Genomic DNA, 9,977 nt, shown 5'->3' on the forward strand with positions numbered 1-9,977 from the left:
GCCCGCCCCCCGGGGCTCACCATCCATCAGGGACAGGAGACCACCATCATGAGCCAGCCCGCCGCCGCCGTGTTCGCCGCCGTGTTCGCTGCGCTGTACGTCGCCCACAGCGTGGGTGACCACTGGGTGCAGTCCAGCTGCCAGGCCGCCACCAAGGGATTGCCCGGGTGGACCGGGCGGCTCGCCTGCGGCCGCCACGTCCTGGGCCTGACGCTTACCAAGGGTCTGGTCCTCGCGCCCGTCGTCCTGGTGCTCGACCTGCCGGTGACCACCCTGGGCCTGGTCCTCGGGCTCGGCATCGACGCAGCCACGCACTACTGGGCAGACCGGCGCACCACCCTCAAGCGCCTCGCCGACCGGTGCGGCCAGACTGCGTTCTACTCGCTGGGCACGCCCGCCCATGCCGAGCACCCGGTGACCGCGAAGGGCGAGTACGCGCCCACGATCGGGACGGGCGCCTATGCACTCGATCAAAGCTGGCACGTCCTGTGGCTGGGCGTCGCGGCCGTGCTGATCGCCACCGTCTGACGGCCCTGCGTGCTGTTCCGCCCGGGCCTCGCCGGCCGGGCGGGGCGGTGCACAGGGCCGGACAGCCCGGCCGCCCGTGACCGAAGGGACCCCATGATCCGCGATGCTGCCACCTGCGACCGGCCGAACTGCCTGGCCGTCTACCTCGAACCCGATGACCGTCCCGAAGGGCAGCCCTTCGAGACGGCCTTAGCCGCTGCAGGCTGGCGGCTCGGCGCCGACGGCCACGCTTGCCCGGCCTGCGCGACCGGCACGGGTCCGGTCCTCGAACGCGGCGAGTGCCCCCGGTGCTGCGGCTCCACCGTGGACCGCCCGGCCGGAGCGACTTGCCACTACTGCCGCCACGTCCAGCCCTTCTGCGGGGGCGACTTCCTCATCTGATGCCCACGACTCACCGAGTGCGGAAGTCCCGAAGTCACAGACTCTGGACTCCCGCACGACCCCCGTCTCAGTCGGCCCCGGCGTCCTAGCGGTTGGCCGGGAGTGGGTGAGGCTTGTGTGGCCGGGTCCGTCCTCCGTAGCTTGGGGGGCCATGGGACTCTTCGACAAGCTGACCGGCACCCGGCGCCCGCCAGAGGGCGTTCCTGCGGTTACGGGGGAGGAGTTGCGGGCAGCGTTGGTCGGTCTCAACGCGCCCGAGGTTCCCTTCGTGGTCCGTTACGGTGGCGGTGAGCAGTGCGACCTGCTGGCGGAGTGGCGGTTGACCGAGCCCGCCTGGCAGCAGGTCTTCGTCCGGTCCCAGATGAGCCACGCCGTTCGGATCCGGATGCGGCTGGACCACAAGGAGCACGAGGTCCGCGCTCTCGAAGAGCAGTGGGAGCTCAGCCGGGCCGGAACTCCGACCGGGCTGAGGATGACGTCGGAGTACACGCGAGGGCCGAGTCGGACCGTCAGCCGCCAGTGGACCATCGGACGCAGGGACGGCGCTCGCCTCGAAGCGACGGAGACCTTCCGTTTCGACAGTGCCCAGATGCGTGAGCCGCTGCGCGACACCGTGCTCAGGTCCGGCTGGACCTGGCGTGGGGTGGTCTTCGGCAAGCTGTGAGGTCGTCGGCGATCGACGACTTTCCTCGTCCGGCACGCGTCCCGCCGGGCGGTCGCTGTCAGTGCCCCTGTCACTTACGGTCAGACGGCCGCGGCCTGTTGACGGGATGCCCGGCCCCATCCCAAGGCGCAGTCCACGGCGGCGAGCAGGGTCGGCTCCCATCCGGCGGCCGCCAGGCCCGCGTTGTCATCGAGGCCTGCGTCAGCGAGGACGGACAGCTGCACAGCGTGCTCGACGCCTTCCACCCAGGCCTCGCGCACCGCCTTGCGGACCGCGACGCGGGCCTCCAGGTCGGCGGTGCTGCCCGGCTCGCCGGAGCGCCGGGCGGAGGCGAGTTCCTCGCCGCATCGGGCGACGTCCTCCAGCAGGGCCGCGGCCCGCTCGGCGTCGGGCCGCATCGGCGCCGGGGAGGCCTTCGGGCTCACTCCGCGGCGCAGCTGTTCCATGCGGGTGGGCAGCGGCGTCCAGGACGGCTCGCCGGCCATCGTCGCGTTCGCCGCGTCGACGGCCTGGCTCCAGGCGCGGGCCAGGCCCCGGGCCTGCAGCGGGATCCCGGCCGGGACGGGGTGCCCCTCGCGGTGGTTGCCGTGCAGAGTCACCCACAGGGCCAGGATGCTGCCGTTGCGCCGCTCCACCAGCGCCAGGCGCTCCGGCAGCCAGCGGCGCAGCCCGGCCCTGCACAGCCCGGACAGCTGCAGCACTTCGGCGTAAGCCTCCGCCTCACTCCAGCCCTGCGGGCGGCGCACCAGTCGCACTTCCTCCATGGACGGTGACAGGTCATTGATCCCGCAGGCGCACAGCTCCCCGGAGCGGGCTCCGGTGTCGGCGACCATCGCGCCGATGGCGAGCATCCGGATCTGGCCGGGCAGGGCGTCGGCGCGGTCAGCGAGGTCGGCGAGTGAGGCCCGCAGCAGTGAGCGGGCCCGCTTGGTCACCGGGTCCTTGCGGGCGGGGTCCGGCTGCGGCGGCAGGTCGGCGTCCACACCCATTGCCTGCGCCAGCAGGGCCAGGACTTCGATGCGGATCTGCCGGGAGTGCTCGCCACTCTCGGGCCTCGCGGCCCGGCGCACCCTCAGCTCACCACGCGCCGCGAGCGCCAGGTAGGCGTCGATCGCGTCGCGTGCAAGCAGGGCGGCCGCGTCGGCATCGTCCGTCAGTGGATGCTCGGCATGGGCCAGGGCGCGGCCGTATTCGCCCGCCACCCAGCGCACCTGACGGCCGCGGGAGTCGGAGATCTCGCTCCGCGACCGGACCTCGTCGGCAGCGGCCAGCAGCAGCTGCCGGCCTTTCAGTTCGGGGCTCAGCGCCATCAGCGGGCCTCCTTGGCGGGCCGCCGTACCGCCTGCCGTACCCCGCGGGCGGCCGAGGACCACGACAGAGCCTGCCCGCCGTGGAACTGACGGAAGGCGGTGTCCTTGGAGATGGCGGCCGCCGCGGCGATCTGCGACCACGTCGCTGCCTTCTCCTCCGGCAGACCCTCGCCGCGCAGGGCGCGGCCCGCTGCGTCGTGGGCCGCGCGTCCGGCCGCGTCAGCGACCAGCATGAGCAGCTGCAGCCGCTGGAGGGGATCGACGGCGAGCCCGACCGCGCGGGCGAGCAGCTGCACGCGGTCGGCCGGTGGCGCCTCCCCGGCCTGCTGCACGAGGTCGCTGATCTCCGCGCCCATCATGTCGACGTTCTCCACCCGGCAACCTCCCGTTGCGCCAAAACAACGAACGGGGGGAGGGTAGCGGACTTGCGTTGTGTCGATACAACGAACAGACACGGTTGGCGCGAACCGTGCCGGTTGGCCGAATGACAGACTCTGTTACTCCGGGACTTCGGTGTGTCGGCACTCCGGAGCTCGCAGGTTCAGGGCGACTCCGGGCTGGCCAGGCAGCTGGAGCCGATCGCAGCCTGTCACGGGCAGGCGTCGACGCGCCTCTGTTCTGGCGCGCGTGCTGGCATAGACAGACGCAAGGTGGGGTCGTGGAGTACCCCGCATCGCTCGCACTGGCGCAGGCCGTCTCGTCTCCGCCGGCAGGACCGGGCTGGTGGGCCGAACCCAAGTTCGACGGCCACAGGGTTGCCATCTGGCGCCTGCCGGAGACGGTCCGCCTGCACACACGGGCAGGCCGGGACGTCACCCGCCAGTGGCCGGACCTGGCTGCGGCCGCGCGACGGCTCCGCCCCAGGACCGTCCTGGACGGCGAGGCCGTGGTGTACGCGGGTCACCGTGTCGACTTCTCTGCGGCGCAGGCCCGCGGCGCCTCCGGCCCCGCCCGCGCCCGCGCGCTCGCCGAACGACATCCGGCCTCCTACGCGGCGTTCGACATCCTGCAGCACCCCGACCTCGGCGACGTGCGCCACTTGCCCTGGCTGCAGCGGCGCACCTTCCTGCTGGACGTTCTGGAGGACATCGGCCCGCCGCTGCAGGCCGTGCCTGCCACCGACGACCGTACGGTGGCCGCAGCCTGGTACGACACGCTCATCGACCAGGGCATCGAGGGCCTGGTGTGGAAGCACGCCGCCAGCCCGTACCGCGGCGACCGGCGGATCTGGCGCAAGCAGCGCCACGCGGACACCCTGGACGGCACGATCGTCGGCTTCACCGGGCCGCACGTCCGCCCTCACGCCGTGGCCGTGCGACTCCCCGATGGCCGCGTTGCACTGTCTCAGCGACTGACGAGCATCCTCGCTGCCCAGCTCGGCGAGCGCCTGGCCGGCACAGCTGCCGGTGGCCGCGCTCGCACGTCGGGAGGCGATCCCTACCGGGCGCTCGTAGAAGACGGGCCCACAGTCGAGGTACTGGCGGGCAGCACCCGGCACGCAGTGCTCACGGTGACCAGGACCCGGTGAAGGTCGGGTCTTGTCCGCATCGGCAGCACTGGGCACTCTCGCTCTGTGGTCAACTAGGAAAGCTCAACCGCACTGCATCTTTGTGGCGGCATGCGTGTATTCCATGATGAGCCGTTTCATGGCGTTGGCGTCACGATGCTTGGAACCAGTGGCTTGAATCGCTGTGAACAGCGTTTGATTCTCGTGCTTGCTGCTGTTACAGTTGTCCGCTTTGCCGAATGCTTGATGTCCCGAGTATGCGAACCTGCCATCGTCCGTTTGCTGGCTAGAGTTCTCCAGGGTCATTCCCTTCGCGAAATCAATGATTGACATGTTGTTCCACCATTCCTGTGAAGTGGTGACGATCAACTTGCCATCAACGGCCACGCCACACTTCGTCGCCCCTTGTGCGGTCTGGCTCGCTTTGGTTGTCAGGCCTCCCCCCGGGGGGAGGAATGGGGAGAGCGCCTTGGCATCGACGGGAGTACCACACAGTGAGTTCGGCACCGAGTATTCCCGTTTATCCTGGCTCCCTCCGCAGCTTGAGAGTGCGACAATAAGGACAATGATTCCGGCTGTGATGGTGAGGTGTCGGGTCGAGGTTTGAGAGAGCTTCACGGTTACTCGCTAAGTAGAAATATCAACCGAAGTTTGTTGCACTGCCAGGAGCCTGGCCGTCCAGGATTGAGCGTGCATTGATGTAGCCCTGCCGGGCGCCCTCAACTTGTCGTCGTAGTCCCCGGTCCGCATCAGGTTGCTCATGACCTGGAAGCCCATGGGGCCACCGTGGTTGCCGCAGAGCGGCTTGTCGCCGATGTCGATCATCGTGCGCTTCCACTCGGCCACTCACTGCTGCCTCGCTGCGTCCTCGAACTGCCCCCGGAAGCCCAACGGCCGGCGGCCGGCGACCGGTCCCCGGGCCGCTCGCGCGCGCGGTTCGCCGGGCTCCTGGTGCCCATCGCCGGCCGCCCGCTCGACGGGCAGCGATCGGGTCGATTTCTGGGCCGGGACGGTAGTTGGCGAGGTGACCGGGCCGGTGCCCAGGGGGCGGCGTGTGGTGCTCATGACGGGAGTGTGTACATGACCGAGTCCGCGCCATCGCGCGGGGGGCTTCACGCCGTTCCGGTCGACTCGCGGGCCAGACGCATAACGGCGACGGCGACGGCGACGACGACCACGAGAGCGTGGGCAGTCTGGTCGACGTGGGCGGCGACGCCTGGCTAGGTGCCCCCTGCTGACCGGTGGCGATCCGAGGCAGGGGCGGCGCCATACAGTCGAGGGCATGAGCACGATCCCGGAGCCGGTAGAGGCCCGTCCGTGGCGCCCGGAGGACGGGCCCGAACCCCAGGTGTGGACGTGGCCGCGGACCGACCGGCCCGCGCTGTGGGTGTGGTCCGGCGGTCGCTGGCGGTGGGCAGAGGTCACGGCGAAGCAGGTGTGGGCGGACGGCTCCACCTACTACCGGGTGGCGGTGGACCTGAACGGCGACACCTCGGTGACGAGCCAGCTCTACAAGTGGCCGCAGCCCGGGCTGCGCCTGGCCCACGTCAGCCGGTCCAAGCCGACGACGGGCGTGGACGAGACGCGGCAGGGTGGGATGCCGCGTCGCCCCGGAGGCGCGGGCGGCTCCACCAGCAACCCCACCATGTGACGATCGACACATTTTTCGGTTTTCGTTGTCCTTTGCTGGCGGGGGGTTGGAAGAACTCCCAATTGCGGGATCTTACGGAGGCCATTTGCCCAGGTCAGACCGCAAGTAGGCGCCCGGCCGATACGCGAATTCCGACGAAGCCGCCAGACGCAAATCTCGTCCGTGACGTTCGCGCAGCTCAGCGGGCCCTTTCCGGACCTTGAAGGGTCTCTCAATTGCGGTGATCGCTGACACGCGCAAAGACCGCTTTCTAGCGGGTTGTTGGGCCGCCGGAGCGTCACCGGACATGCTCCGACCTGCGCTTCAATGTCCTCGGACGGAGAGAGCCGCCCCTCCGGCAAGGGGCGGCCCCGGGGGTCTCCGTACATCGCATCAGCAAGATCACCGACTACTACGGAGGTCTCCATAGTGGCAGGCAACATGAAGATCATGGAACCGGGGCGCCGCGGCGTGAACGTCGTGCCCCCGACCGGCACGCAGCTCTCGCTGTTCGGTCTCGCCGAGGCGGTGGCCGTGCTCGCCTGGGACAAGTACCCCGGCCTGGCGGTCGCTCTCGCTGTCACGGCGGTCGTGGCGCTCGGCAAGACCATCACCCACCGGAACCGGTGACGGCACCCGTGGGGCGCCCAGCCCGGGCGCCCCACGGGCAGGGCCTACAGGTAGCAGTGCAGCTCCGCGGCGAAGTAGCGGCGGCCGCGGTCGTCCAGGACGACGTAGTCGTCGAGCAGGACGCGGACGCGGCTGCCGCCGATCACCTGGGTGACGACGGAGCCGGCCGGGGCGGCGCTGCGGAAGGTGATGCGAGCACCGGGGCCGAACACGCGCTCGGGTTGATCACCAGGTAGGTGCGGACGGGGTCAGTCATGGTCCGTCTCCCTCTCGGACGGGGGGCGCGCCCCGTGTGGGCGGCCCTGTACCCCTTAGCTGCTCTCGGGCCCCGTCGGACAGGAACGGCGCGGTGGGTCGACAGAGCGGAGCAGGCGCCTTAGTCCAGAGACCGGAGTCTGTTACTCCGGGACTCTGCCAGAAGGCCGTTCAGGCGACTGCAGTCCGCCGACGGCCCGGCCGGGCCGGTCAGGGGCGACCCGAGGGGCGCAGTCGTCGCACAGGGCCTCCGCCATGCCGGCCGTGCGGCCGCACACCCCGCACGGCCGGTCCTCCCGGCAGTCGGCGGCCGGGACCAGGACGTCACTCGTCAGGGAGGGCACCAGGCGGCCCACGTTGCCGTGTCGGCCGGGCTCCAGCTCGCGGACGCGGTAGGCGACGGGCGGACCGTCCTCGCCCCACTCCACGGCGCGCACCACGGCGGGGCGGCCGTCGCCGAGCCGGACCCGGGCGCCGGGAGCGTGGCCGCCGTGCTGGTCGACCAGGCGGGCGTCCAGCCACTCCTTGACCACAATCCACATCACGCCCGGCGGGTCCATGTAGCCGTTGTGGTTGCGCACCGGCACCCACGCCTTCCGCCACCGGTCGACCAGGCGGCCGACGACGTGCCGGGCCTCGACCTCCTGCCAGGAGACCACGAGGAGGTCCCGGCCGTCGTCGCTCTCGACGTCGTCGGCGTACGCGTCCAGGAGGGGTTTCACCTCGCCCCACCAGACGGCCGGCACCTTCGTCGTCAGCCTGGCGGCCGCGCGGTCCAGCGGCTCCAGGAGCGCGTCGACCGCCGCCAGGTCGTCCGCCTCGACGGCGGCCCGCAGCGCGCCCCTGTCCGGGCGCAGCTCGGGCCGCTGGTCCGTGAGCATCGCGTAGACCAGGGCGAGGAGCCACCGGTCATCCCACGCGTGGAAGGACGCCCACGGGCCGCCCGGCGTCTTCTGCCAGGGCCGCTCCACCCGCTCCGCGAGCTGCTCCGCGCGGCCGCCGGGGAGTTCTGCAGCGCGCCGCACCGCCCAGCTCGTGCCGCTGCCCACGTCGGCCGGCCTCCACGCCCAGCACGCGGTGCCCGGGTGTCCGGACCCCTCGCAACCCTCCGGGCACGGGGCGCTGACCATCGGCACCGCGACGGGCGGCCGCGGCTCCTGGTGCTCCTGGTCGACGTCGACCGGCGCGGCCGCGAGGCGGCGGCGGGCGGCTGCGTACGAGATGCCCTCCCGCGCCGCGAGGTTGCGGGCGGCCCGCTTGGCGTGCTTGTCGGCGGTCATGACCGGTCGCTCTCCCGGCGGCGGACCCCACGCATCGGCCGCCGTAGCGTCGGTGGACCACGAGGGCACTACGGGGCGGCGCTGACGTCGCGTGAGGCTGTGCCCCTTGTCCTCGTCGCCGTCCCGGCGTGGGCGGGTCCGGCTCGGAGTCGGGCCGACGCGTGGCGGCCGCTCCCACCATAGCGAGGCGGAGCGCCCCCCGGCCCCAGCCCGACGCCCGGTCGATGGCCGTCGGCAGGGTTGGTTTCCATCCGGAGGCTGCCAGTCCCGCATCGTCGGCGAGGCCTGCGTCGGCGAGGGCGGACAGCTGCACCGCGTTCTCGACACCCTCCATCCGACCTCGCGTTGTCTCCGAACAACGAACAGGGGGAGTGCAGCGAAGTCTCGTTGTGTCCGCACAGCAAACGGGCACGGTCGGCGCGACCGTGCCCGTTGAGTTGAATCACAGAATCTGTTACTCCGGCACTCCCGGACTCCTGCGCCTTGGATCCGCCTCGGTACTGGCCGTCTGCCCCTTGCTGCGCGGCAGGACGGAGCGCCGCAGGTCCTCTTCGGTGTCACCGCGGAGCCGGTGGGCGTGTGCCATGAGCAGGTCGACCGCGACCCGGATCAGGGTGTTGTCCGTGATGATTTCGGATCGGTTCCGGCGGCGGGCGCTGACGTGCCGGCGCAGCGCGGCGAGGTCGGCAACCTGGTCCGCCCTCAGGCGTGCCTCCTTGCGCTCCAGCTGCGCCCACTTCGGGCCACCGTCGCTGGGGGGCTCCGTGACTACGGGAGTCGGCGACTCGACGCCGGGGCCTTCCCCTTCGCTGCCAAGGATGGGTTCGACTTCCGGGGTCAGCGGCTTCCGCTCACCGTTTATGCCCGATTCGGCGGGAACGACTGACCGCGTCCTCGTCACGCGAACTCCTTGATCATGCGCTGCGCGGCGGCCTTGTAGACCTCCCGCATCTCGCTGGCACGGCTGCCCAGCTCAGCGAGCGGGATGGCCTCGTCGGCGGCGTCCTTCACGACCGACCGCAGCGGGATCGGGTCCCAGACCCTGTCCTCACCGAAGATCTGCGGCAGGGTGCCGAGGTGGTGGGTGTGAGCGGCAAGGCGGCTGTCGACCATGGACGGGATGGCTGCGGCGAACACCAGGTCCGGGTTGCCCATTTCCTTGCGGTTGATCTCGCTCGCGATGAAGTCCCGGAACCGCACAGCGCCTTCGACGCCGTCGTACTCCGGCTCGACCAGGGCAACAGCGTAGTCGGCAGCCGCCAGGGCGAGCTGGGTGAGGTGCCCCAGGGAGGGCTGACAGTCAAACAGGGTGAAGTCGTAATCGTCATCTGCGCCCTGCAGCGCCCGGGCCAGGCGCCCTCGTGACCCGATCACGGCCGCCTCGGAGATGCGGTTCTCCAGGTCGAACCGGGAGGGGATGATGTCGATGCGCTGGGCGTAGATGCCGTCCCATCCGCAGGGCACGATCGCGTCGGCGGCTACGCCTACCTCTCCCGACTTGATGACCTCGGCGGTGGTGACGAGCGGCTTCTCCTTACGGTAGGGGCGGCCCATCCTGCGCGAGAGGTTCGCCTGCGGGTCGACGTCGACCACCAGGACCTTGCACCCCTCGTCGGCGAGTGCGGCCGCGACGCACTCCACCCAGCCTGTCTTGCCGACGCCGCCCTTGTTGTTGCCGGCGGCGACGCGCTTACTCCTGCGCTGCGGCATGGGCTTCTCCTTTCTCCGCTGCGGGACTCTGCGACTCCGGACGATCCAGAGTCTGTTACTTCGGCAGTCTGGCACCCGCCCC

Annotated in this window: 14 protein-coding genes; 6 read left to right on the plus strand and 8 right to left on the minus strand. The window is 70.9% G+C overall.

Going from position 1 to position 9,977, the window contains the following annotated elements:
- Window positions 1–48 precede the first annotated feature (48 nt).
- The 3 genes from GV126_RS12465 (at window position 49) to GV126_RS12475 (ending at window position 1,573) form a co-directional block, all read left to right on the plus strand.
- Window positions 49–528 carry a transcriptional regulator gene (locus GV126_RS12465; RefSeq protein ID WP_159665661.1) on the plus strand — a complete coding sequence of 160 codons (480 nt, stop codon included), beginning with the start codon at window positions 49–51 and terminating at the stop codon, window positions 526–528.
- A gap of 93 nt (window positions 529–621) precedes the next feature.
- Complete coding sequence (locus tag GV126_RS12470) at window positions 622–909, plus strand: hypothetical protein (protein WP_159665664.1); 288 nt, start codon at window positions 622–624, stop codon at window positions 907–909.
- A gap of 151 nt (window positions 910–1,060) precedes the next feature.
- Window positions 1,061–1,573, plus strand: coding sequence for a hypothetical protein (locus GV126_RS12475; RefSeq protein ID WP_159665667.1), 513 nt, complete (start codon window positions 1,061–1,063; stop codon window positions 1,571–1,573).
- 80 nt (window positions 1,574–1,653) lie between these two features.
- Here GV126_RS12475 and GV126_RS12480 read toward each other — a convergent pair whose 3' ends face one another.
- Entirely contained in the window at window positions 1,654–2,883 is a 1,230-nt protein-coding gene (locus tag GV126_RS12480) for a hypothetical protein (protein ID WP_159665670.1), read from the minus strand.
- Window positions 2,883–3,257, minus strand: a complete 375-nt coding sequence (locus GV126_RS12485) for a hypothetical protein (protein WP_159665673.1) — start codon at window positions 3,255–3,257, stop codon at window positions 2,883–2,885. The genes GV126_RS12480 and GV126_RS12485 overlap by 1 nt, the downstream gene beginning before the upstream one ends.
- Window positions 3,258–3,541: 284 nt before the next feature.
- On the opposite strand from GV126_RS12485, the gene GV126_RS12490 reads away from it, so the two are divergent.
- Complete coding sequence (locus GV126_RS12490; protein ID WP_236569968.1) at window positions 3,542–4,411, plus strand: ATP-dependent DNA ligase; 870 nt, start codon at window positions 3,542–3,544, stop codon at window positions 4,409–4,411.
- Between the two features lie 63 nt (window positions 4,412–4,474).
- Here GV126_RS12490 and GV126_RS12495 read toward each other — a convergent pair whose 3' ends face one another.
- On the minus strand, window positions 4,475–5,008 hold the full coding sequence (locus GV126_RS12495) for a hypothetical protein (RefSeq protein ID WP_159665679.1): 534 nt from the start codon (window positions 5,006–5,008) through the stop codon (window positions 4,475–4,477).
- A gap of 9 nt (window positions 5,009–5,017) precedes the next feature.
- Window positions 5,018–5,215 carry a hypothetical protein gene (locus GV126_RS12500; protein ID WP_185948452.1) on the minus strand — a complete coding sequence of 66 codons (198 nt, stop codon included), beginning with the start codon at window positions 5,213–5,215 and terminating at the stop codon, window positions 5,018–5,020.
- 457 nt (window positions 5,216–5,672) lie between these two features.
- Between GV126_RS12500 and GV126_RS12505 the strand changes: the two genes are divergently transcribed.
- Both GV126_RS12505 and GV126_RS12510 read left to right on the plus strand, forming a co-directional pair.
- Window positions 5,673–6,041, plus strand: coding sequence for a hypothetical protein (locus tag GV126_RS12505; RefSeq protein ID WP_159665685.1), 369 nt, complete (start codon window positions 5,673–5,675; stop codon window positions 6,039–6,041).
- Window positions 6,042–6,449: 408 nt separating this feature from the next.
- Window positions 6,450–6,650, plus strand: a complete 201-nt coding sequence (locus GV126_RS12510) for a hypothetical protein (protein ID WP_159665688.1) — start codon at window positions 6,450–6,452, stop codon at window positions 6,648–6,650.
- Window positions 6,651–6,694: 44 nt separating this feature from the next.
- Here the strand turns inward: GV126_RS12510 and GV126_RS12515 are convergent, their stop codons facing one another.
- The 4 genes from GV126_RS12515 to GV126_RS12530 form a co-directional block, all read right to left on the minus strand.
- Window positions 6,695–6,862 carry a hypothetical protein gene (locus tag GV126_RS12515; protein ID WP_159665691.1) on the minus strand — a complete coding sequence of 56 codons (168 nt, stop codon included), beginning with the start codon at window positions 6,860–6,862 and terminating at the stop codon, window positions 6,695–6,697.
- A 186-nt stretch (window positions 6,863–7,048) separates the two neighbouring features.
- Window positions 7,049–8,185, minus strand: coding sequence for a hypothetical protein (locus tag GV126_RS35735; RefSeq protein WP_185948446.1), 1,137 nt, complete (start codon window positions 8,183–8,185; stop codon window positions 7,049–7,051).
- 454 nt (window positions 8,186–8,639) lie between these two features.
- Entirely contained in the window at window positions 8,640–9,086 is a 447-nt protein-coding gene (locus GV126_RS35740; RefSeq protein ID WP_201299835.1) for a hypothetical protein, read from the minus strand.
- Window positions 9,083–9,895: a ParA family protein gene (locus GV126_RS12530; RefSeq protein ID WP_159665694.1), complete on the minus strand. Its 813-nt coding sequence runs from the start codon at window positions 9,893–9,895 to the stop codon at window positions 9,083–9,085. The genes GV126_RS35740 and GV126_RS12530 overlap by 4 nt, the downstream gene beginning before the upstream one ends.
- Window positions 9,896–9,977 lie beyond the last annotated feature (82 nt).

This window comes from Streptomyces mexicanus (genome assembly GCF_902506575.1).
In the GTDB taxonomy this organism is placed as follows: domain Bacteria; phylum Actinomycetota; class Actinomycetes; order Streptomycetales; family Streptomycetaceae; genus Streptomyces; species Streptomyces mexicanus.